Source organism: Dactylosporangium sp. CA-092794 (assembly GCF_050948465.1).
Lineage (GTDB): Bacteria > Actinomycetota > Actinomycetes > Mycobacteriales > Micromonosporaceae > Dactylosporangium.
In genome coordinates, this window is the sequence record NZ_CP192044.1 from 10,406,000 (window position 1) to 10,427,288 (window position 21,289).

Below are 21,289 nucleotides of genomic sequence, written 5' to 3' on the forward strand. Positions count from 1 at the left end.
TCGATTGGCTTTCACACCCGGCTGATTGGCCTCAGGCTGGCATGCTCGGCGGCCGCAGGCAAGTCCAATCCCACGCCCGGCTTCCGCACCCCCGTCGCGCCGAGCAGCACCCCGCCCAGGATCGCCGCGCCGCCGGCCAGGTCGTACCAGTGAATCCGCTCCTGCAGGAAGACCGCCGAGCTCAGGATCGCGAAGACGGGCGCGAGGGCGGCGAACGGGGCGACGGTCCCGGCCCCGTAGCGGGCGATGAGCCGGCCCCAGACACCGAAGCCGAGCAGCGTGCTGAGGTAGGCGATGTACGCGATCGCGCCGATGGCGGTGAGGTCAAGGCCCTTGAGGGTGTGCCAGACGTACGCCGGGCCGTCGATGCTCAGCGTGAGCACGATCAGCGGCGGGGTGGCCACGGCGCTGACCCAGGCCATGAAGTTCAGCATGTCGGTGGCGGACGCCTTGCGCATGGCGACGTTGGCCAGGCCCCAGGCCGCGCCGGCGGCGACGACCAGCAGGAACGCGCCGAGCGGGCGGTCCAGGCCGAGCTGGGTCGCGATCAGCACGATCCCGGCGCCGGCCAGCACCACGCCGGCGACGCGCCGCGGGCCCGGCCGGTCGTGCAGCAGGACGGTGGCGAAAACGAGGGTGAAGACGACCTGGCTCTGCAGTACCAACGCGGAAAGACCGGACGGCAGCCCGGCCGCCATGCCGGCGAAGAGCAGCGAGAACTTGACCACGCCGAGCGCCACGCCGGTGGCGATCACCCAGCGCCACGGCACCTTGGGCCGCCCCACGAGCAGCACCGCCGGCAGCGCGGCGACGCCGAAGCGCAGCGCGCAGAACAGCAGCGGCGACATGCTGTCCAGTCCGATGTGGATGACCACGAAGTTGACGCCCCAGATCGCGGTCACCAGGATCGCCAGGGCCAGGTCGCGAGGTTTCATGGCTTCGATGATTGGCCCGCTGATCGTGAAGTACCATCGAAAAATTCTGCATTCTGGTTTTACTATTGCTTCATGCTTGACCTCCCCCGCCTCCAGGCGTTGCACGCGGTGCAGACGTTCGGCACGGTCACCGCCGCCGCCGCGGCGCTGCACCTCACGCCGTCGGCGGTCTCCCAGCACATCGCGAAGCTCGAGCGGGAGACCAAGGCCACACTCGTGGAGAAGGACGGCCGGCGGCTGCGGCTCACCGAGGCGGGCCGGGTCCTCGCCGAGCACGCGAGCCGGGTCCTCGCCGCGGTCGAGGAGGCCGAGGCGGCGCTCGCCGCGCACCAGGACACGGTGTCGGGCCGGCTGAGCATCGCCTCCTTCCCGACCGCGTGCCGGGGGCTGCTGCCGCACGCGCTGCGCCGGCTGGCCGCCGACCACCCGAGCCTGGAGCCGACGCTGTTCGAGTCCGACCGGCAGTCGAGCTTCGACGGCGTGCTGCGCGGCGTGATCGACGTGGCCGTCGTCGACGAGTGGCTGGACATGCCGGCCACGTATCCGCCCGGCGTGGCCAGCGCCGAGCTCGGGCTCGACGTCGGCGACCTGATCGTGCCGGTCGGGCACCCGCTCGCCTTCGGCACCGGGCCGGTGACCCTGGACGAGGCCCGCGACGAGCGGTGGATCGGTGCCGGGCCGGGCACCGTCTGCCACGAGTGGCTGCTGCGGATGCTGCCCGGGCTGCGGCCGTCGATCCTGGTCAACGAGTTCGAGACGCAGCTGACGTTCGTCGCCGAGGGGCTGGGCGTGGCCTTCGTGCCGCGGCTGGCCCGCACCACCCTGCCGGCCGGCGTGGTGGCCCGCCCGGTCACGCCGGAGGCGGCCCGCCGGGTCAGCGTCGCGTGGCGCGCGGCGGCCGGCATCCGGCCCGCGATCGGCGCCACGGTCGCCGCGCTGCAGGACGCGTGGCGGCACCGGGCGGCCTCGACCGGCCCCTTCGCCGACCGCCTCGACTGGGTGACCGGTCACGACGTCGTTCACGTGGTCTGACCGGGTGTCCACCCGGGACCACCTGCACAGACGCCGTGACCGGGCCCGTTACCGCGAGGCGTTCATTCATCGTATTCACTTGAGCGCGGTTTCGGGCCACCCCTTACATTCATTGCTATGGCCCTCTTCCGTTCCCGGACGGCGACCGGCGCAGGCATCCTGGCCGCGCTGCTCCTGGTGCTCATCTTCGGTAACCAGATCTTCACGGAATGGGTCGACCGGCACAGCGACGGTTCGACCGTATGGGGGTTTTTCCTGCGCATGCTCACGTGGCCGCGATGGTGGGTCAGTCCCCGGGACGACTCCGGCGCCGCGGCTCGCGAGCTGCTCGCGAACGACCTGCGGGCGCTGCTGCTCGTGCTCTTCGTGGCCCTGGTGCTGTCCGTCGCCGCCAAGTCGGCGTCCGGCGGCGGCGCGTTCGTCGTGGGCTGGGCGTCGCTGATCTTCGGCGCCGCGCTGGCCGCCTTCACCACCCAGTTCATCATCTCCGACCCGACGATGCTGCGTGCGCTGGCGGCCGCCGCCGACGCGTCCGGCTACGGCCTGTTCGTGGGCTGGCTCGTCGGCATCGCGGTGGCGGCCGGCAAGGGCGCCGGCTGAGTTTCTGATGCTGTCGTGAGGCCGGCCGCCTACCGCACCGGGTAGCCGGCCTCGCGCAGCGCTACCTTCACGTCGCCGATGGCCAGGTCGCCGAAGTGGAAGACGCTGGCCGCGAGCACCGCGTCGGCGCCGGCCCCGACCGCCGGGGCGAAGTCCCCGACCTTCCCGGCGCCGCCGCTGGCGATCACCGGGATCGTGACGACCGCCCGCACCGCTTGGATGAGCTCCAGGTCGAAGCCGTCCTTGGTACCGTCCGCGTCCATCGAGTTGAGCAGGATCTCCCCGGCGCCGAGCTCGGCCACCCGGGCCGCCCACTCCACCGCGTCGATCCCGGCGCCGCGCCGGCCGCCGTGCGTGGTCACCTCGAAGCCGCTCGGCTGCCCCGACGCCCGGCGCACGTCCAGCGACAGGGTCAGCACCTGGTTGCCGAAGCGCTGCGCGATCTCCGCGATCAGCTCCGGCCGGGCGATCGCGGCGGTGTTGACGCCGACCTTGTCCGCGCCGGCCCGCAGCAGCGTGTCGACGTCGGCCACGGTACGCACGCCGCCGCCGACGGTCAGCGGGATGAACACGGTCTCGGCGGTGCGCCGCACCACGTCGAGCATCGTGGCGCGCCCGTCGGAGGAGGCGGTGACGTCGAGGAACACCAGCTCGTCGGCGCCGGCCGCGTCGTAGGCCGCGCCCAGCTCGACCGGGTCGCCGGCGTCGCGCAGGTTGGCGAAGTTGACGCCCTTGACCACCCGCCCGGCGTCCACGTCCAGGCAGGGGATCACCCGCACCGCGACCGTCATTCCGACTCCTTCAGTGCCTGCAGCGCCTCCGCGACGGTGAACGCCCCCGAGTACAGCGCCTTACCCACGATCACGCCCTCGACCCCGGCCGGCTGCAGCGAGCCCAGCTGGCGCAGGTCGTCGAGCTTCGACACGCCGCCGCTGGCGATCACCGGCCGCTTGGTCCGGCCGGTCACCTCCAGCAGCAGGGTCAGGTTGGGGCCGGTCAGCGTGCCGTCGCGCATCACGTCGGTGACCACGTAGCGGGCGCAGCCGGCCCGCTCCAGGCGGTCGAGGACCTCGAACAGGTCGCCGCCCTCCTTCGTCCAGCCGCGCGCGGCGAGCTGGTGGCCGCGCACGTCGAGGCCGACCGCGACCTGCTCGCCGTAGGTGGCGCAGACGTGGTCGCACCAGTCCGGGTTCTCCAGCGCCGCGGTGCCGAGGTTGACCCGGGTCGCGCCGGTGGACAGCGCCGCCTTCAGCGAGGCCTCGTCGCGGATGCCGCCGGAGAGCTCGACCTGGCAGTCGAGGCGGCGCACCACGTCGGCGAGCAGCGTCGCGTTGGAGCCACGGCCGAAGGCGGCGTCGAGGTCCACGAGGTGAATCCACTCCGCGCCCTGCCGCTGCCAGGACAGGGCCGCCTCGAGCGGGTCGCCGTAGGTGGTTTCGCTGCCGGCGGCGCCCTGGACGAGACGGACCGCCTGGCCGTCGGCGACGTCGACGGCGGGCAGGAGCTGCAGAGCCATGGTTCGGGAGCCTCCGGGTCAAATACGGCGATCGAGGACGAGCACGGTGAGCGCCGGGGTGGCGACGATGATGAGGGCGCTGATGCCGATCCGGGCGGACGTCGAGGGTATGAACAGCCACACCAGAACCAGGGCCACCAGCACGAGGGTGACGATCACCGACCGCTGCGCGCGGGACCGGCGCGCGAACAGCTTACCGGTGCGGCCGACGCGCACCTTCGGCACCAGCCGCCGCAGCGCCGCCCGGCGGGCCCGTTTACGCTCGTTGCGCCGCATGCGCGCGGCCCGCTCGGCCTCCAGGAGCGCGCGCCGCTTCGCCCGTTCCTTGCTCACCGCGTCACAGCGTCCCGAGCCAGTTGGCCAGCAAGGTCGCTCCGGCGTCGCCGGACTTCTCCGGGTGGAACTGCGTCGCGCGCAGCACGTCGGTCTCGAAGGCCGCGACGAACGGCTCCCCGTGCACCGTCGTGGCCACCCGCACGCCGGCCTCCGCCTGCGCGTCGGTCACGGTCGGGGCATACGAGTGCACGAAGTAGAACCGGGTGCCCTCCGGCAGGCCGGCGCCGAGCACCGTGTCCCGCGGCCAGGTCACCGTGTTCCAGCCCATGTGCGGCACCACCGGGGCCTGCAGCCGGGTCACCGCGCCGGGCGCCAGGCCCAGGCCCTTGGTGACCACGCCGTGCTCCTCGCCGGAGGCGAAGAGGATCTGCATGCCGACGCAGATGCCGAGCACGGGCGCGCCCGAGCGGACCCGCTCGGCGATCGCCGGACCGGCCCCGAGCGCCTCGATGCCGGCCATGCACGCCGCGTAGGCGCCCACGCCCGGCACCACCAGCCCGTCGGCCCGCGCCGCCTTGCCCAGATCCGCGGTGACCTCGACGTCGGCGCCGACCCGGGCGACGGCCCGCTCCGCGGAGCGGAGGTTGCCCGAGCCGTAGTCGAGAATCACGACCCGTTTCGCCACGGTTACCCCCTTACAGCCACAGCAGGCCGCCGGCCGCCGACAGCGCGGCGAGCAGCAGCGTGATCACGAACGGCACCTTGGACTTGCTCTGCTGCCGCAGCGACAGCGCGCCGCCGAGCAGCACGCCGGAGAGCGCGAGCAGGGCGATGCTCACAGCGCGCCCTTGGTGCTGGGCACGGCGCCGGCATTGCGCGGGTCGATCGCACACGCCTGGCGCAGGGCCCGGGCGACCGCCTTGAACTGCGCCTCCACGATGTGGTGCGCGTCGGGCTGGGCACCGGCCCGGCCGGCCCGCAGGATGCTCACGTGCAGCGTCACCCGCGCCGCGTGTCCGAACGACTCCCAGATGTGGCGGGTCAGGCTGGTCGGGTAGTTGCCGCCGATGTGCGGGGCGATGTTCGCCGGCTCGTCGTGCACCACATACGGGCGGCCGGACAGGTCGACCACCGCCGAGGCGAGCACCTCGTCGAGCGGGACCTGGGCGTGGCCGTACCGCGTCACGCCGGCCTTGTCCCCGAGCGCCTCGGCGAACGCGGCGCCGAGCGCGAGCGCGGTGTCCTCGACGGTGTGGTGCGCGTCGATCTCCAGGTCGCCGACGGTGTGCACCCGCAGGTCGAACCCGCCGTGCTTGGCGATCTGGTTGAGCATGTGGTCGTAGAAGCCCACGCCGGTGGAGATCTCGCCCACCCCGGTGCCGTCGAGGTCGAGCTCGACGAGCACCTTGGTCTCCTTGGTGACGCGCTCGATTCGGGCGGTACGGCTCACAGCAGCTCCTCGAGTGCGTTCAGGAAGGCGTCGGTCTCCTCCGGCGTGCCGGCGGTGACGCGCAGCCGGCCGGGCAGGCCGACGTCGCGGATCAGCACGCCCCGGTCGAGCAGGGCCTGCCAGACGCCCTTGCTGTCGCCGCGCGGCGCGCCGAAGAACACGAAGTTGGCGTCGCTGTCGGCGACCGGCAGGCCCCAGCCGCGCAGCGTCGTCACGATCCGGTCGCGCTGGGTCTTCACCGCGTCGACGGTGGACAGCAGGGCGTCGGTGTGCGCCAGCGCCGCCCGGGCGACCGCCTGGGTCATGGCGCTGAGATGGTACGGCAGGCGAACCAGCTGCACCGCGTCGACGACGGCCGGATCCGCGGCCAGGTAGCCGACCCGCCCGCCGGCCAGCGCGAACGCCTTGCTCATCGTGCGGGTCACGACCAGCCGGGGGTACCGCTCGAGCAGGCTCAGCGCGAACACGGTCCCCTCGCGGGCGAACTCGGCATACGCCTCGTCCACCACGACGATGCCCTCGGCCGCCTCGGCGACCGCCTCGACCACCTCCAGCGGCAGGGCGGTGCCGGTCGGGTTGTTCGGCGAGCAGAGGAACACCAGGTCGGGCCGGTGCTCGCGGACCTTGGCGACCGCGTGCTCGGCGCTCAGCGTGTAGTCGTCGGCGCGCCGCCCGTCGATCCAGGCGGTGCCGGTGCCGGCGGCCAGCAGCGGATGCATCGAATACGACGGCGTGAACCCCAGCGCGGTGCGCCCCGGCCCGGCGAAGGTCTGCAGCAGCTGCTGCTGGATCTCGTTGGAGCCATTGGCCGCCCAGAGGCTGCGCCAGGTCAGGCTGGGACCGTTTGTCGCACGGCTCAAATACTCGGCCAGGTCGGTGCGCAGCGCCATCGCGTCGCGGTCCGGATACCGGTTGAGGTCGCGCAGAACCCCGGCGAGGGCCTTCTCCATCTCGGCGACCGCGGCGTCGGGCACCGGATACGAGTTCTCGTTGGTGTTCAGCCGTACGGCCACCTCGAGCTGAGGCGCGCCGTAAGGCGACATCCCGCGCAGCTCGTCGCGCAGCGGCAGGTCGTCGAGGGTCGTCATGCGCCGAACCGGATCTTCACCGCGGCGCCGTGCGCGGGCAGGTCCTCGGCGTCGGACAGCGCGACCACGTGCGGGGCGACCTGCTCGAGCGCGTCCTGCGAGTATTCGATCAGCTGCACGCCGCGCAGGAACGTCTGCGTCGACAGCCCGGACGAGTGCCGCGCGCAGCCGCCGGTCGGCAGCACGTGGTTGGAGCCGGCGCAGTAGTCGCCGAGCGACACCGGCGACCAGGCCCCGACGAAGATCGCCCCGGCGTTGCGCACCCGCTCCGCCACCGCCCGCGGATCGCGGGTCTGGATCTCCAGGTGCTCCGCCGCGTAGGCGTCGACCACCCGCAGCCCCTGCGCCAGGTCGCCGACCAGCACCGTCGCGGACTGCGGCCCGCTCAGCGCGTCGGTCACCCGCTCCAGGTGCTTGGTCGCGGCGACCTGCCGGGCCACCTCGGCGTCGACCGCGTCGGCGAGCTCGGGCGAGGTCGTCACGAGGACGCTGGCCGCCAGGGGGTCGTGCTCGGCCTGGCTGATCAGGTCGGCCGCCACGTGCCGCGGGTCGGCGCTGTCGTCGGCGAGGATCGCGATCTCGGTCGGCCCGGCCTCGGCGTCGATGCCCACGGTCCCGCGCAGCATCCGCTTGGCCGCCGTCACCCAGATGTTCCCCGGCCCGGTGATCATGTCGACCGGCACGCAGGCCGGCTCCTCGTCGCTGAAGCCGTAGCCGAACATCGCGATCGCCTGGGCGCCGCCGGCCGCGTAGACCTCGTCCACCCCGAGCAGCGCGCAGGCCGCCAGGATGTTGCGGTTGGGCAGCCCGGTGTCCTTCTGCGGCGGGCTGGTGACGGCGATCGAGGCGACCCCCGCCGCCTGCGCGGGCACCACGTTCATCACCACGCTGGAGGGGTAGACGGCCAGGCCGCCCGGCACATACAGCCCGACCCGGCCGACCGGCAGCCAGCGCTGGGTCACCGTGCCGCCCTCGGCGAGCACCGTGGTGACCTCGGCGCGCCGCTGGTCGGCGTGCACCTTGCGGGCCCGCGCGATCGACTCCATCAGGGCCGCCCGCACCGCGGGGTCGAGCTCGGCCTCGGCCCGCTCGATCTCCTCGGCGGGCACCCGCAGCTGTTTGACGTCGATGCCGTCGAAACGCCGCGTGGCCTCGCGGATGGCGCCGGCGCCATGCTCACGGACGGCCTCGACGGTCGGGCGCACCTGCTCGGTGGCGACGGACACGTCGATCGCGGCGCGGGGCAGCAGTCGGCGCGGGTCCTCGGCGGAGCCGCGCAGGTCGATCCGGTTCAACACCCTTGCGAGTCTATTCGGCGCCGCCAGCGCTTATGCGTCGCCGTCCCGCCTTGCGGGCTGTCGGATCTTCGCCGTGCTCCCTTTTCCGGACCCTGTCCTGAGGGGCCCGCCGCGCCGCGCTCGGTTACGCTTCGGCTCGTGGAGGCACCGAACGAACCGGAGCGCACGCGGACGCTCCTGCCGCTCTTTCCGCTGGGCACGGTGCTGTTTCCCGGCTTGGTGCTGCCGCTGCACGTGTTCGAGCCGCGGTACCGCACCCTCGTGCAGCACCTCACCGAGCTCCCGGCGAGCCTGCCCCGCGAGTTCGGGGTGGTGGCGATCCGCCGCGGCTGGGAGGTGGGCCGGCAGACCGAGGCGGCCGACGCGTCGATCACGGCCGGCGAGTCGCTGTCCCTGTACGAGGTCGGCTGCGCCGCGGAGATCCGCCAGATCACGGAGCTCCCCGACGGCCGCTTCGACCTGATGACGGTCGGCCGCCGGCGGTTCCGCCTGCTGGGCCTGGCCCGCAACGACACCCCGTACCTGACCGGCGAGATCGAGTGGCTCCCCGAGCCCAAGGGCGAGCCAGACCGCGAGGGTGAGCTGGCCGCCGGGGTGCTCGCCGCCTACCAGGACTACTTGCGCGCGGTCCGCGCCGACAACGACGGCGAACAGCTCCCCGACGACCCCACGGTCCTGTCCCACCTGGTGGCGGCGACCGCGTCACTCACCTTGGAGGACCGCCAGGCTCTGCTGGCCGAACCGGACACGACCAGCCGCCTGAAGGCCGAACGCGCCCTCCTCCGCCGCGAGGCGGCCCTGCTCGCCCAGGTCCGCGCCGTCCCGGTGGCCCTGACCGACCTGGCCGTCCCCTCCAGCCCAAACTGACCCACCCCACCCCGCCGCCCACGCCGCCACGGTCGAGGCCGCCGATGTGCGGCAGCCCCGCGGCGTCGACGGCGCAGGCGGGCGGGCGAGGTAGGCGGGCAGCGCGCGCGGGCGAGGTAGGCGGGCAGCGCGCGGGCGAGGTAGGCGGGCAGCGCGCGGGCGAGGTAGGCGGGCAGCGCGCGCGGGCGAGGTAGGCGGGCGGCACGGGCGGGCGGGGTAGGCGGGCGGCACGGGCGGGCGGGGTGGGTATGCGCGGCGGGCGCGACCGGCGGCGACCAGGCCCGAAGTGGCGGCGCGCCGCGGTGGCCATTGCCGGCGACCACTCCGAGCCAGACGGCTGGCGGCGTCGGTGACCACCGCGCGTGTCCGCGGCCGTCGTGGCCCCGGGTGAGCAGGATGTATCCGTGATCATGCGTGTTGCCACGGCCGCACCACGAGTTCGGCATGATCGCGGAGACATTTGGTACACAGGTGTACATGTTCACTCCGTGATCATGAGAAACCCGTGGTGGCGGTGGTGGGTTGGGCATGATCACGGAGACTTTCGGTCGCACCGAGCCCGGGGTGGCACTGGCGATGATCGGTGGCAGCGCAGCGCAGCGGAGCCCGCCGGAACGGCGGTTCCGGATGAAACGAAGACGTCAGGAGTGCGGTTGGTCGGACGCCTGCGCTACGCCGGGATCCGCCCAGATGGAACCCGGTTTGGAATGGCCATTGGGCCCCTGCCCGGCCGAACCCGGCGCCGAGGAGTCAGGCTCGGACGAGCCAGGCGGTGAGTAACCGGGCGCGGAAGATCCGGGCGCAGAAGATTCGCGGGCAGAAGATTCGGGGACTGACGCGTCGGGCTGGCCGGGAACGGGCGAGCCGGAGTCGGCGCCCCGCCACGGCGCGGAAGCGTCAGGACCAGCGTCCCACTGCGGCACGGACGCGTCGGGCTGAGCATCCCGCCGGGGCGCGGAGGCATCCGGGCGAGCTTCCCACTGCGGCGCGGAGGCGTCGGGCCGCGCGTCCCACTGCGGGGTGGAAGTGTCGGGGCCGGCGTCGGCCCGCGGCGGCGCGGAAGCGTCGGGGTGGGCTTGGTCGGGGTGGGCTTGGTCGGGGGTGGTGGGCGGCGGCGGGTCGAGGAGGTCCTGCGGCATCGTTTCGTAGCGCAGGGTCGGGGAGGCGTGGAAGCCGGCCAAGGCCGTATACACGGCGGCGGTGGCCAAGGCCTGGATCAGCATCGTGCCGCGGACCCACGGCAGGAAGCCGAAGGCCAGGCTGGACGTGCCCGTGCGGAGCTTCACCGGGCGGAAGATGTGGGTGTCGACCGGGGCGTGGGCGGCGAGGTCGAGGTAGTGGGCGTAGCCGATCTTGTTGCCGAGCCAGGCGCCCAGGACCGAGGCGGCGGCGGAGCCCACGACCAGGCCGGCCAGGACGATCGGGCCGCGGTAGCGGCGCAGCAGCAGCCAGGCGGCGACCGCGAGGATGATGCCCATGCCGATCGACATCAGGATGAACCAGCCGTCGTCGGCCCAGTAGCCCTCGGGCTCCGGCTCGATCGGATACGGGCCATACTGCGTCTGGACCAGCTCGACCTGCGGCGCCACCCGCGACCAGAGCAGCCCCAGCGGCGCGCCCAGCGCGGTCACGACCACGGCCGCTATCAGGGCGAACAGCACCTCCCGCCCGATCGGCACGCGGGCAGGCTGAGGAGCCTCCGGCTGTTCGACCGGCGAGGTGGGGGCGATGCTCACGCTCCCATCCTGCCAGGCGTCGCGCCCATCCCGGCAAGCGAGTCAGGGCCGCTCCCGCCCGGCGGCCCCGCCGCGGCCGGCGGCGAAGCCAGGGCGGCGGCCGACCCACCCGACGCCACAGATGCGTCGGCCGCGGTGGTGGGTGAGTCTGCGGGCGGATCGGCGGCGGCTGCCTTAGCGGGCGGGCCGTTGGGTGGATCGGCGGACGCGCCCAAGATGCCGGCCGCCGCCGCGGGCAACTCATCCGAAGAGCCGCCCGCGGGCGAGGCGGGCAAAGGGCTGCCCACCGGTGAGGGAGGTGGGGGGAGGGTGAGGTCGGGCAGGGTCAGGTCGGTGGCCATCAGGCGGGGGGCCTCCTCGCGGCGGTCGACGCGGCCCTTCACGGCCACCACGGCGTCCTCGGCGACCCACTGGTCGACCAGCTCGTAGGTGTCGGGGAAGAACATCACCTCGACACTGCCGTCGAGGTCCTCCAGGGTGGCCGAGGCCCAGGGGCGGCCCTGGCGGGTGACGCGGCGCAGGACGCCGGAGAGGATGCCGGCCAGGCGGACCGCGGCGCCGTCGGGGACGGCGCCGTCCTCGGCGAGGGCGGAGATCGGGCGGTCGGCGGCGGCGCGCAGCACGTGCTCCAGGCCGCGCAGCGGGTGGTCGGAGACGTAGAGGCCGAGCATCTCGCGCTCGAAGGCTAAGCGCTCCGGCTTGTCCCACTCCATGGCCGGGACCGGCGGGGCGGACATGAGCGGCGCGCCGAACAGGTCGAACTGGCCCATGGCCTCGTTGCGCTTGACGCTCATGACCGCATCGAGGGCGTCGGCGTGGACGCTGAGCAGGCCGCGGCGGGAGTGGCCGAGGGAGTCGAAGGCGCCGGCCTTGATCAGCGACTCGATGGTCTTGCGGTTGCAGACGACCTGGTCGACCTTGGCCAGGAAGTCGTAGAAGTCGGTGTAGGGGCCGCGCTCGCGGCGGGCCCGGATGATCGCCTCGACGGCGGCGGGGCCGACGTTGCGGATGGCGCCGAGGCCGAAGCGGATGTCGGTGCCGTCGGCGGCGAAGCGGCCCTGCGAGGAGTTGACGTCGGGCGGCAGGACCCGGATGCCCATGTGCCGGCACTCGGCGAGGTAGACGGCGGAGCGGTCCTTGTCGCCGCCGACCGAGGTGAGCAAAGCGCTCATGTACTCGGCGGGGAAGTTGGCCTTGAGATACGCCGTCCAGTAGGCGACCAGCCCATAGGCCACGCTGTGCGCCTTGTTGAACGCGTAGTCGGAGAACGGCACCAGGATGTCCCACAGGGTGCGGATCGCGCCGTCGGAGTAGCCGCGCTCGCGCATCGCCGGCGCGAACAGCGTGAACTCCTCGTCGAGGATCTCCTTCTTCTTCTTGCCCATGGCCCGGCGCAGCCGGTCGGCGGCGCCCGGCGTATAGCCGGCGACCCGCTGGGCGATCGCCATGACCTGCTCCTGGTAGACGATCAGGCCATAGGTGTCGTCGAGGATGCCGGCCAGGGGCTCGGCCAGCTCCGGGTGGATCGGGGTGACCGGGCGGCGGCCGTTCTTGCGGTCGGCATACTCGTTGTGGGCGTTCGCGGCGATCGGGCCCGGGCGATAGAGCGCGCCGACCGCGGAGATGTCGGCGAAGCTGTCGGGCACCATGGCGCGCAGCAACTGGCGGACCGGCGCCGCGTCGAACTGGAAGACGCCGAGGGTGTCGCCGCGGGCGAGCAGCTCATAGGTCGGCTGGTCGTCGAGCGGCGCGTCCTCGATCACCACGTCGATGCCGCGGTTGTGCTGGATGGCCTCGAGCGCGTCGTCGAGGATCGTGAGGTTGCGCAGGCCGAGGAAGTCCATCTTGAGCAGGCCCATGGCCTCGCACGCGCCCATGTCCCACTGCGTGATGATCGCGCCGTCCTGCTCGCGCCGCTGGATGGGCAGCACGTCGAGCAGCGGCTCGCGGGACAGGATGACCCCGGCGGCGTGCACGCCCCACTGGCGCTTGAGCCCCTCCAGCCCGCGGGCGGTGTCGACGACGGTGCGCACCTCCGGCTCGGACTCATACAGCCGGCGCAGCTCGCCGCCTTCCTTGAACCGCGAGTGCGCCGGATCGAACACCCCCGACAGCGGCATGTCGCGCCCGAGCACCGGCGGCGGCACCGCCTTGCTGATCCGCTCGCCGAGGGAGAACGGGAAGCCCAGCACCCGGGCGGCGTCCTTGATCGCGGCCTTGGCCTTGATCGTGCCGTAGGTGATGATCTGCGACACCCGGTCGGCGCCATACTGCTCGGTCGCGTAGCGGATCATCTCGCCGCGCCGGCGCTCGTCGAAGTCCATGTCGATGTCGGGCATGCTCGGCCGCTCCGGATTGAGGAAGCGCTCGAAGAGCAGCCCGTGCGCGAGCGGGTCGAGCTCGGTGATGCCGAGGGAGTATGCGACCAGCGAGCCGGCCGCCGAGCCGCGGCCCGGGCCGACCCGGATGCCCTCCCGGTGGGCGTGCGCGACCAGGTCGGCCACGACGAGGAAGTAGCCGGCGAGGCCGGCCCCGGTGATCACGGACAGCTCGTAGCCGGCCTGCCGGGCGTGCTCGGCGGGCACGCCGCCGGGATAGCGGCGGGCCAGGCCCTGGGCGACCTCGGCGCGCAGGTGCGAGTCCTCGGTCTCGCCGGCCGGGACCGGGAAGCTCGGCATGAGGCTGCGCGGGGCGAAGACCTCGGCATAGTCGCCGATCCGCTCGGCGATGGCGAGGGTGGCGTCGCAGGCGCCGGGGACCTCGGCGTCCCACAGGCGGCGCATCTCCGTCGCGGACTTGAGATAGAAGTCGCGGGCGTCGAACTTGAACCGCTTGGGGTCGGCGAGCGTGGTGGCCGACTGCACCGCGAGCAGGGCCTCGTGCGCGTCGGCGTCGCCGGCGAACGTGTAGTGCAGGTCGTTGGTGGCCACCGGGGTCAGCCCGAGGCGCCGGCCCAGGCGCAGCAGGTCGGCCCGGACCCGCCGCTCGATCTCCAGGCCGTGGTCCATGAGCTCCAGATAGAGGTTGCCGGCGCCGAAGATGTCGCGCAGCTCGCCGGCCGCGGCGCAGGCCCGCTCGAAGTCGCCGATGCGCAGCCAGGTCTGGATCTCCCCGGACGGGCAGCCGGTGGTGGCGATGACGCCCCCGGCGAAGCGCTGCAGCAGCTCCCGGTCGGCGCGCGGCTTGTAGAAATAGCCCTCCAGGCTGGACAGGGACGAGAGCCGGAACAGGTTGCGCAGGCCGCCGGCGTCGGCGGCGAGCAGCGTGAGGTGGGTGTAGGCGCCGCCGCCGGAGACGTCGTTCTCCCCGCCGTCGGCCCAGCGCACGCGGGTGCGATCGGAGCGGTTGGTGCCGGGGGTCAGATACGCCTCCACGCCGAGGATCGGCTTGATGCCGGCCCGCACGGCCTGGTGGTGGAAGTCGTGGGCGCCGAACATGTTGCCGTGGTCGGTCATGGCCAGCGCGGGCTGGCCGAGCCGGGCCGCCTCGCCGAGCAGCGGGCCCAGCCGCGCCGCACCGTCGAGCATCGAATACTCGGTGTGCACGTGCAGATGAACGAAGGACTCCCCCACGGCCCCGAATCTATCTCCGGGGTACGACATTTTTGCGGCACACTGCATCGCATGATCGATCGTGACCGGCTCGGCGCGCTGCTGCGCCGCGAGCGAGCCGCCTTCGCCGCGCGCAACCCGCGCTCCCGGGCCGAGTACGACCGGGCCGGTCACCTCTTCGGCCGGGTACCGATGACCTGGATGAACAAGGCCGCGGCCGGCTTCCCGCTCTACCTGGCCGCGGCCCGCGGGGCGCTGGTCACCGATCTCGACGGGCACGAGTACACCGACTTCAGCCTCGGCGACACCGCCGCCATGGCCGGTCACTCCCCCGAGCCGGTCGTCGCCGCGGTCCGGGAACGCTTCGACACGCTCGGCGGGGCCTGCGCGATGCTGCCGACGCCGGACGCGGCCTGGGTCGGCGCCGAGCTGACCCGGCGCTTCGGGGTGACCCGGTGGAGCTTCGCGCTGACCGCGACCGACGCCAACCGCTGGGCGATCCGCCTGCTGCGGGCGCTGAGCGGCCGGCCGAAGATCCTGTTCAACAGCTACTGCTACCACGGCTCGGTCGACGAGTCGCTGATCGTCCTGGAAGCGGGCCAGGCACGCAGCCGGGAGGGCAACGTCGGCGCGCCGGTCGACGTGACCACGACCAGCCGGGTCGCCGAGTACAACGACCTGGACGGGCTGGAGCGGGAACTGGCCCACGGCGACGTGGCCGCGGTGGTGATGGAGCCGGCCCTGACCAACATCGGCATCGTGCTCCCCGAGCCCGGCTATCTGGCCGGGGTACGCCGGCTGACCCGCCAATACGGGACGTACCTGGTCAACGACGAGACCCACACGTTCTGCGCCGGCCCGGGCGGGGCCACCGGCGCGTGGGGCCTGGAGCCCGACGTGGTGACCATCGGCAAGGCGATCGGCGGCGGCATCCCGGCCGCGGCCTACGGGCTGTCGGAGGAGATGGCGACGGCCATCGAGCGCATGGAGGGCCTCGACCTCATCGACATGGGCGGCGTGGGCGGCACCCTCGCCGGCAACGCGCTGTCGATCGCCGCCACCCGCGCCACCCTGGAGCACGTTCTCACAGATCCGACATTTCGCAAAATGTCCGATCTAGCGCAACATTTCCAGCAAGGCACGCAAAAAATCATTGACGCCAACCAACTGCAGTGGTCGGTGACCAGGCTAGGGGCAAGGGTCGAGTACAGGTTCGCGAAACCGGCGCCCAGGACGGGTACCGAAGCAAACCAGGCAACCGACGCGGAACTCGAGGATTATCTCCACGTATATCTGGCGAACCGGGGCATCCTGCTCACCCCGTTCCACAACATGGCGCTCATGTCACCGGCGACCACGACGGCGCAGATCGAGCACCACGAGCGGGTGTTCGCGGACGCGGTCGGGGAGCTCACCGAGCATACGGATCCATCATGACGGCCGCCGCCCGCAGCCAGGCCCGCTTGGTCGCCGGCGCCAGCATCGGATACTCGATGTTGGAGCCGCTCTCCAGCGCCGGGTCATAGGGCACGACGACCACGGCCCGGGTCCGGGTGCGGAAGTGCCCGGCCAGGTCGTCGATGAGCGGCGTCGGGTTGGGCGTGGGGCAGGACAGCAGCGTCACCGCGTTGGCGACCAGCTCCTCCATGCCGGCCTCGTCGAGCAGGTCGAGCATCCAGTCGGCGGTGAACGCGGCGTCCTCGCGCGGCACGCTGGTGACGACCAGCTGGTCGGCGGTCTGCAGGACGGTCTGCCAGTTGGGGCTCTCGACGTTGTTGCCGGTGTCGACGCAGATCACGTCGTGGGTGCGACGCAGCAGCTCCAGCACGCGCCGCACGGTGTGCGGGTCGAGCCGCTGCGCGAAGCGCGGGTTCTCCTCGCCGGCGAGCACGTCGTAGGAGCCGTCGGAGGCGTGGCGCAGGTAGTCGTCGAGCATGTCGTAGAGGTCGTAGCCGCTCGCGTTCTCCACCCGCACCAGGTCGGCGATCAGGTGCCGGATCGTGCGGGCGTGCCGCGCGCTGCCGGCCCGCAGGCCGAGCGTGCCGCGCAGCTCGTTGTCGTCCCACGCGATGACGCCCTTGCCGCGGACGCTGCCGATGGTGGCGGCGGTCAGCACGGTCGCGGTCGTCTTGTGCACGCCGCCCTTGGGGTTGGCGAAGGCGAGGACCTTCGGGGTGGGGATCTCCTGGCGCAGGACCTGCACCATCTGCTCGGTCGGGTCGGCCGTGCGCGGCTGATACTCGACGGTCGGGCCGCGGCGTGCGGGCCCGTCGGAGCGGGGCGGCGCATCGAAGGGTCGGATGCCGTTGCTCGGTTGCATTGGCTCGTCATCGTAAGGCCGGGCGGGCGGATACGCCTCCGTGGGGCGCCCGAACCGGCCGTCGTAATCCAGATCACCCGGGCTGGCCCGGCCCAGCAGCGCGCGATCGAGTAGCGAGCGCCAGCGGGGAGCCGGCTCCGCCGAACTGTCCCACCCGGCGTCGGCCCGCTCAGCCACGACTGGCCCTCCCTCACCCCTGCGCGCGGACACCCGTGCTCCAGGCTACGGACCGAACGGTATTCGGACCACACCTACGAGCCCATCCCCTGCATCAACTGCACGACAGGCCGAAGGGATATCGCTCAGGACCCGACCGGCGCGGCGACCGTGGCCTGCTCGGGCAGCGGTGGGAGGAACACCGCGCGATCGAGGCGTTGCAAATCGGTGATCGGATCCACAACCCGGGTCTCGGGCCGGGCGGCGACGGCCCGCAGGGCGGCCGGGGCGGCAGAGACGACGGCGGCGTACACGCACGAGCAGTGCTCGCGGTAGGCGGTGGCCTCCTGATCGGCCACGATCGCCCCGGAGAGGTAGACGTCGCGCTGCTCGCTCGGCGCGCCGTCGGCCCGGGCGAGCAGGTCGCGGTAATGCTGCGCATCGTCGCTCTTGCGCCGCGCGGTGTCGTCCATCGCCGCGATCACGTCGTCGGGCACCCGAAATGCCCCGAGCCGCACGAGTTCCGTCTGAGTCTTTGGCAGGGGTACCCGGGCGAAGACGCTCGACACGGAGACGTCCGCGAGCACCGGAGTGAGCCGATCGGGCGCCAGGTAGGCGGTGAACGACACGAGCGCGTAGACCGGCGCGTCGCCGGTCAGCCCGGCCAGCTCGTCCCGGCCGGCCTGCACGTACGCCGGGATCGACCCGCCCTGCGGCACCCCGGCGCGCACCACGTCGCCGAGCGACGGGTCGCTGCGCGGCGGGCCCGGCCGGTGCACGGCGAGCAGCGTCGCGGTCACCGCGAGCACCCCCACGACGGCGGTGAACACGCGCAGCCGCACGGCGCCCCGGAAGATCCGGGCGAGCACGTCGCCGACCGGCGGGAGCAGGCGCTGGTCGAGTTGCTGGAGCCGCTTCATCGCCCCGCCAGGGTCGCACAGCGACCCCGCGGGGGTGACGCACGGGGTCTTGACATTCACCCGAGTGAAGGATTTCTATCAGGAAGGTTTCCTAATAGAAGCCGCCCACCCCCACCGGAAAGAGGTCCCATGCGCAGATCGACCACGATCCGTGCGGTCGGAGCCGCCGCGGTCGCGCTCACCGCGGCCGGGGTCGTCCTCGCGGTCGCGCCGTCCGCCCAGGCGGCGACCGCCATCCCGGCCCACGTGTTCGCCCCGTACTTCGAGGCGTACAACGGCGACAGCCTCAACGGGCTCTCGCAGCAGTCCGGCGACAAGTACCTCACGCTGGCGTTCATCCAGACCGCCGGCCGGGGCTCGTGCACCGTGTACTGGAACGGCGACACCGGCATGCCGATCGCGAACTCGACGTTCGGCAGCGACATCACCGCGATCCGCTCCCGCGGCGGGGACGTCATCCCGTCGTTCGGCGGCTACGCGGCCGACAACGGCGGCACCGAGATCGCCGACAGCTGCACCGACGTCAACCAGATCGCGGCGCAGTTCGAGAAGGTCATCACCACCTACGACGTCACCCGGATCGACCTGGACGTCGAGGACAACTCGCTGACCAACACCGCCGGCATCGACCGGCGCAACAAGGCCATCAAGATCGTCGAGGACTGGGCGGCGGCCAACGGCCGGACCATCCAGTTCGTCTACACGCTGCCGACCACCACGAGCGGGCTCGCCCCGAGCGGCCTGGCGGTCCTGCAGAACGCGGTGGCCAACAACGCGCGCGTCGACATCGTCAACCAGATGACCTTCGACTACTACGACAACGCGTCGCACCAGATGGCCAACGACACCAAGACGGCGTCCAACGGGCTGCACACCCAGCTGCAGCAGCTGTACCCGGGCAAGACCAGCGCGCAGCTGTGGAGCATGATCGGCGTCACCGAGATGATCGGCGTCGACGACTTCGGCCCGGCCGAGACGTTCACGCTCGCCGACGCGAGCACGGTCTACAGCTGGGCGACCCAGCAGGGCATCGCGGAGCTGTCGTTCTGGGCGCTGCAGCGCGACAACGGCGGCTGCCCGGGCGGCGCGGCGGCGGACAACTGCTCCGGCGTCTCGCAGAGCACCTGGGCCTTCTCGCACGTCTTCGCGCCGTTCACCACCGGCGGCGGCACCGGCTCGCCCAGCCCGTCGCGCAGCCCGAGCCCGACCCCGAGCCGCAGCCCCAGCTCCAGCCCGCCCGCGGGTGGCGGTTTGATCAACGGCACCTTCGAGACCGGCAGCCTGGCCCCATGGACCGGCGGCCTGTGCAGCATCGTCTCCACGCCCGTCCACGGCGGCACCAAGGCCCTCAAGGCGGCCGCGTCGAGCTCCGACAACGCGCAGTGCAGCCAGACGGTCACCGTGCAGGCGAACCACACCTACACCCTGAGCGCCTGGGTGCAGGGCAGCTACGCGTTCCTGGGCGCCACCACGGCGTCGGGCGACGTCAGCAACTGGACGCCGGGCGGCTCCGGCTGGACGAAGCTGACCGTCAGCGTACCCACCGGCAGCTCGACCTCGATCAAGGTCTGGGTGCACGGCTGGTACGGCACCGGCACCATCTACGTCGACGACGTCACGCTCGCGTAGCCGGCTCAGGCGGCGGCGCTGAGGATCTCCAGCGCCGCCGCCAGGTCGGGCGGATACTCGCTTTCGAAGGAGATGTACTCCCCGGTGCGCGGATGCTCGAAGCCCAGCTCGCGGGCGTGCAGCCACTGCCGGGACAGCCCCAGCCGGGCGGCCAGCGTCGGGTCGGCGCCGTAGGTGAGGTCGCCGACGCACGGGTGGCGCAGGGCCGAGAAGTGCACCCGGATCTGGTGCGTGCGCCCCGTCTCCAGCCGGATGTCGAGCAGGCTGGCGGCGGGGAACGCCTCGATCGTGTCGTAGTGCGTGATGCTCGGCCGCCCGCCCGAGACCACGGCGAACTTGTAGTCGTGGCTCGGATGCCGGTCGATCGGCGCGTCGATGGTGCCGCGCAGCGGGTCGGGGTGGCCCTGGACGACGGCGTGGTACCGCTTCTCCACCTCGCGGGCCTTGAAGGCACGCTTGAGGGCGCTGTAAGCCTTCTCGCTCTTGGCCACGACCATGAGCCCGGTCGTGCCGACGTCGAGGCGGTGCACGACCCCCTGCCGCTCGGCCGCGCCGCTGGTGGCCACGGTCTGGCCCATCGCGGCCAGCCCGCCGATCACCGTCGGGCCGGTCCAGCCCGGGCTCGGGTGGGCGGCCACGCCGACCGGCTTGTCGACCACCACGATGTCGTCGTCGCTGTAGACGATCTTCAGCCCGGCGACCGGCACCGCCTCGACGGCCACCGCGCCAGGCGGGGCGGGCAGCGTGACCTCGAGCCAGGCGCCGGCCCGGACCTTGTCGGACTTCGGCCGGACCTGCCCGTCGACGGAGACGTCGCCGGCCTCGACCAGGTCGGCCGCGACCGTGCGGCTCAGCCCGAAGAGCCGGGTCAGGGCCTGGTCGAGCCGCGTGCCGTCGAGCCCGTCGGGCACCGGCAGCGAGCGGACCTCACGCATCGCGCTTGACCCGCGTCCCGTCCCGCCGCAGGCCGCTGAACTCCAGCAGGACCGCCAGGATCACCCCGACCGTCAGGGCCGAGTCGGCGATGTTGAACACCGCGAAGTGGCCCGCGTGGTCGTCCAGGAAGCTGAACATGTCCACCACGTGCCCCCGGAACGGCCCGGGCGCGCGGAACAGCCGGTCGCCCAGGTTGCCGGCGGCGCCGCCGAGGATCAGTCCCAGCGCGACCGCCCAGGCCGTCGACCGGGTCCGGGTGATCATCCAGAACAGCCAGCCGATCACGCCGATCGCGATCACCGGGAAGATCCAGGTGTGGTCCTCCAGCATGCTGAAGGCGGCCCCGCTGTTGCGGGTGTAGATGACGTAGATCAGCCCGCCGAGCAGCTTCACCGGCGGCTCGCCGTGCGCGAGCGACGAGGTGACCCACTGCTTGACGACGAGATCGATGGCGACGATCGCGATGGCGACGAGGCCGAAGACCGCACCGGCCCGGACGCGTGGCGGCGCGCCCGGCTCGGTCCGGTCCTGGGTGGGATCCTGGGTGGTCAGCGCCGCTCCTCCAACTGCTTGCAACTGACGCACAGGGTAGCCGACGGGAATGCGGCCAGCCGCTCGACCGGGATGGGGTTGCCGCACTTCTCGCACCAGCCGTAGCCGCCCTCGTCGAGCCGCTCCAGCGCCCGCTCGACCTGGGAGATGCGCTCGGCCAGGTTGTTGGCGATGGTGATCTCCTGCTCGCGCTCGCCCGTCTTGGTGCCGGTGTCGGCCTGGTCGTCGCCGGCCGAGTCGGTCAGGCGGTGCTGCTGCAGCTCGTGGATCTCCAGCAGGGTCTGGTCGTGCTCCGCCTTGAGCTCGTCGCGGCGCTCGATGAGCGCGACGCGGATCTTCTCGGTCTCGGCTGCCGTGCGCGTGCCGCGGGGCTTGGCCCCGGCGGTCTTGGCCGCGGTGGTCTTCGGTTCGGCGGTCTTGGCCATCG

The 21,289-nt window shown here is 72.5% G+C and carries 19 protein-coding genes and 2 pseudogenes; 5 read left to right on the forward strand and 16 right to left on the reverse strand.

What is annotated here, in order from left to right; translation table 11 throughout:
* Window positions 1-11: 11 nt before the first annotated feature.
* Window positions 12-935, reverse strand: coding sequence for an EamA family transporter (locus ACQPXD_RS44815; protein ID WP_432829284.1), 924 nt, complete (start codon window positions 933-935; stop codon window positions 12-14).
* A 72-nt stretch (window positions 936-1,007) separates the two neighbouring features.
* Between ACQPXD_RS44815 and ACQPXD_RS44820 the strand changes: the two genes are divergently transcribed.
* Together ACQPXD_RS44820 and ACQPXD_RS44825 are read left to right on the forward strand one after the other, a co-directional pair.
* The gene (locus ACQPXD_RS44820) at window positions 1,008-1,967 is read left to right on the forward strand and encodes a LysR family transcriptional regulator (RefSeq protein ID WP_432829286.1); all 960 of its coding nucleotides are present in this window, start codon (window positions 1,008-1,010) and stop codon (window positions 1,965-1,967) included.
* Between the two features lie 117 nt (window positions 1,968-2,084).
* Entirely contained in the window at window positions 2,085-2,567 is a 483-nt protein-coding gene (locus tag ACQPXD_RS44825) for a hypothetical protein (protein ID WP_432829288.1), read from the forward strand.
* A 29-nt stretch (window positions 2,568-2,596) separates the two neighbouring features.
* Here the strand turns inward: ACQPXD_RS44825 and hisF are convergent, their stop codons facing one another.
* Genes hisF through hisD form a run of 8 tightly spaced genes read right to left on the reverse strand, consistent with a single transcriptional unit; the run spans window position 2,597 to window position 8,195 of the window.
* The gene (gene hisF / locus ACQPXD_RS44830) at window positions 2,597-3,358 is read right to left on the reverse strand and encodes an imidazole glycerol phosphate synthase subunit HisF (RefSeq protein WP_432829290.1); all 762 of its coding nucleotides are present in this window, start codon (window positions 3,356-3,358) and stop codon (window positions 2,597-2,599) included.
* Window positions 3,355-4,083 carry a bifunctional 1-(5-phosphoribosyl)-5-((5-phosphoribosylamino)methylideneamino)imidazole-4-carboxamide isomerase/phosphoribosylanthranilate isomerase PriA gene (priA, locus tag ACQPXD_RS44835; protein WP_432829292.1) on the reverse strand — a complete coding sequence of 243 codons (729 nt, stop codon included), beginning with the start codon at window positions 4,081-4,083 and terminating at the stop codon, window positions 3,355-3,357. Before priA ends, hisF begins: the two co-directional genes overlap by 4 nt.
* Window positions 4,084-4,101: 18 nt before the next feature.
* Window positions 4,102-4,416, reverse strand: a complete 315-nt coding sequence (locus tag ACQPXD_RS44840; protein ID WP_432829294.1) for a hypothetical protein — start codon at window positions 4,414-4,416, stop codon at window positions 4,102-4,104.
* A 4-nt stretch (window positions 4,417-4,420) separates the two neighbouring features.
* Window positions 4,421-5,044, reverse strand: a complete 624-nt coding sequence (gene hisH / locus ACQPXD_RS44845; RefSeq protein WP_432829296.1) for an imidazole glycerol phosphate synthase subunit HisH — start codon at window positions 5,042-5,044, stop codon at window positions 4,421-4,423.
* A 10-nt stretch (window positions 5,045-5,054) separates the two neighbouring features.
* The gene (locus ACQPXD_RS44850; protein ID WP_432829298.1) at window positions 5,055-5,198 is read right to left on the reverse strand and encodes a hypothetical protein; all 144 of its coding nucleotides are present in this window, start codon (window positions 5,196-5,198) and stop codon (window positions 5,055-5,057) included.
* Window positions 5,195-5,809: an imidazoleglycerol-phosphate dehydratase HisB gene (gene hisB / locus ACQPXD_RS44855; RefSeq protein WP_432829300.1), complete on the reverse strand. Its 615-nt coding sequence runs from the start codon at window positions 5,807-5,809 to the stop codon at window positions 5,195-5,197. Before hisB ends, ACQPXD_RS44850 begins: the two co-directional genes overlap by 4 nt.
* The gene (locus ACQPXD_RS44860) at window positions 5,806-6,897 is read right to left on the reverse strand and encodes a histidinol-phosphate transaminase (RefSeq protein ID WP_432829302.1); all 1,092 of its coding nucleotides are present in this window, start codon (window positions 6,895-6,897) and stop codon (window positions 5,806-5,808) included. Before ACQPXD_RS44860 ends, hisB begins: the two co-directional genes overlap by 4 nt.
* Entirely contained in the window at window positions 6,894-8,195 is a 1,302-nt protein-coding gene (gene hisD / locus ACQPXD_RS44865) for a histidinol dehydrogenase (RefSeq protein ID WP_432829304.1), read from the reverse strand. The genes ACQPXD_RS44860 and hisD overlap by 4 nt, the downstream gene beginning before the upstream one ends.
* A gap of 138 nt (window positions 8,196-8,333) precedes the next feature.
* On the opposite strand from hisD, the gene ACQPXD_RS44870 reads away from it, so the two are divergent.
* Window positions 8,334-9,062: an LON peptidase substrate-binding domain-containing protein gene (locus ACQPXD_RS44870; RefSeq protein ID WP_432829306.1), complete on the forward strand. Its 729-nt coding sequence runs from the start codon at window positions 8,334-8,336 to the stop codon at window positions 9,060-9,062.
* A 641-nt stretch (window positions 9,063-9,703) separates the two neighbouring features.
* On the opposite strand, the gene ACQPXD_RS44875 is transcribed toward ACQPXD_RS44870, so the two are convergent.
* Both ACQPXD_RS44875 and dnaE read right to left on the reverse strand, forming a co-directional pair.
* Entirely contained in the window at window positions 9,704-10,798 is a 1,095-nt protein-coding gene (locus tag ACQPXD_RS44875) for a hypothetical protein (protein WP_432829308.1), read from the reverse strand.
* A gap of 263 nt (window positions 10,799-11,061) precedes the next feature.
* Window positions 11,062-14,370: pseudogene (dnaE, locus tag ACQPXD_RS44880) on the reverse strand (DNA polymerase III subunit alpha); the annotation flags it as partial.
* 51 nt (window positions 14,371-14,421) lie between these two features.
* Between dnaE and ACQPXD_RS44885 the strand changes: the two are divergent.
* On the forward strand, window positions 14,422-15,786 hold the full coding sequence (locus ACQPXD_RS44885) for a transaminase (RefSeq protein WP_432829310.1): 1,365 nt from the start codon (window positions 14,422-14,424) through the stop codon (window positions 15,784-15,786).
* Here the strand turns inward: ACQPXD_RS44885 and ACQPXD_RS44890 are convergent.
* Window positions 15,761-16,552: pseudogene (locus tag ACQPXD_RS44890) on the reverse strand (MinD/ParA family ATP-binding protein); the annotation flags it as partial. The gene ACQPXD_RS44885 and the pseudogene ACQPXD_RS44890 sit on opposite strands and share 26 nt — an antisense overlap.
* Window positions 16,553-16,971: 419 nt before the next feature.
* Window positions 16,972-17,805 carry a hypothetical protein gene (locus tag ACQPXD_RS44895; protein ID WP_432829312.1) on the reverse strand — a complete coding sequence of 278 codons (834 nt, stop codon included), beginning with the start codon at window positions 17,803-17,805 and terminating at the stop codon, window positions 16,972-16,974.
* A gap of 69 nt (window positions 17,806-17,874) precedes the next feature.
* Here ACQPXD_RS44895 and ACQPXD_RS44900 point away from each other — a divergent pair, with 69 nt between their 5' ends.
* A complete protein-coding gene (locus ACQPXD_RS44900) occupies window positions 17,875-19,374 on the forward strand; it encodes a carbohydrate binding domain-containing protein (RefSeq protein WP_432829314.1) in 1,500 nt (499 codons plus the stop codon).
* Between the two features lie 5 nt (window positions 19,375-19,379).
* Here the strand turns inward: ACQPXD_RS44900 and ACQPXD_RS44905 are convergent, their stop codons facing one another.
* From ACQPXD_RS44905 to ACQPXD_RS44915, 3 genes are read right to left on the reverse strand one after another with little or no spacing between them, the layout of a single operon-like run.
* The gene (locus ACQPXD_RS44905) at window positions 19,380-20,309 is read right to left on the reverse strand and encodes an RluA family pseudouridine synthase (protein ID WP_432829316.1); all 930 of its coding nucleotides are present in this window, start codon (window positions 20,307-20,309) and stop codon (window positions 19,380-19,382) included.
* Window positions 20,302-20,895, reverse strand: coding sequence for a signal peptidase II (gene lspA / locus ACQPXD_RS44910; RefSeq protein ID WP_432829318.1), 594 nt, complete (start codon window positions 20,893-20,895; stop codon window positions 20,302-20,304). Before lspA ends, ACQPXD_RS44905 begins: the two co-directional genes overlap by 8 nt.
* Window positions 20,859-21,287 carry a TraR/DksA family transcriptional regulator gene (locus ACQPXD_RS44915; RefSeq protein WP_432829320.1) on the reverse strand — a complete coding sequence of 143 codons (429 nt, stop codon included), beginning with the start codon at window positions 21,285-21,287 and terminating at the stop codon, window positions 20,859-20,861. Before ACQPXD_RS44915 ends, lspA begins: the two co-directional genes overlap by 37 nt.
* Between the last annotated feature and the right edge of the window lie 2 nt (window positions 21,288-21,289).

What these genes read in the sequence shown, in the direction of transcription:
- ACQPXD_RS44815 (WP_432829284.1), bottom strand. Translation starts at nt 935, where the DNA reads ATGAAACCTCGCGACCTGGCCCTGGCGATCCTGGTGACCGCGATCTGG.
- ACQPXD_RS44820 (WP_432829286.1), top strand. Translation starts at nt 1,008, where the DNA reads ATGCTTGACCTCCCCCGCCTCCAGGCGTTGCACGCGGTGCAGACGTTC.
- ACQPXD_RS44825 (WP_432829288.1), top strand. Translation starts at nt 2,085, where the DNA reads ATGGCCCTCTTCCGTTCCCGGACGGCGACCGGCGCAGGCATCCTGGCC.
- hisF (WP_432829290.1), bottom strand. Translation starts at nt 3,358, where the DNA reads ATGACGGTCGCGGTGCGGGTGATCCCCTGCCTGGACGTGGACGCCGGG.
- priA (WP_432829292.1), bottom strand. Translation starts at nt 4,083, where the DNA reads ATGGCTCTGCAGCTCCTGCCCGCCGTCGACGTCGCCGACGGCCAGGCG.
- ACQPXD_RS44860 (WP_432829302.1), bottom strand. Translation starts at nt 6,897, where the DNA reads ATGACGACCCTCGACGACCTGCCGCTGCGCGACGAGCTGCGCGGGATG.
- ACQPXD_RS44885 (WP_432829310.1), top strand. Translation starts at nt 14,422, where the DNA reads ATGATCGATCGTGACCGGCTCGGCGCGCTGCTGCGCCGCGAGCGAGCC.
- ACQPXD_RS44900 (WP_432829314.1), top strand. Translation starts at nt 17,875, where the DNA reads ATGCGCAGATCGACCACGATCCGTGCGGTCGGAGCCGCCGCGGTCGCG.
- ACQPXD_RS44905 (WP_432829316.1), bottom strand. Translation starts at nt 20,309, where the DNA reads ATGCGTGAGGTCCGCTCGCTGCCGGTGCCCGACGGGCTCGACGGCACG.
- ACQPXD_RS44915 (WP_432829320.1), bottom strand. Translation starts at nt 21,287, where the DNA reads ATGGCCAAGACCGCCGAACCGAAGACCACCGCGGCCAAGACCGCCGGG.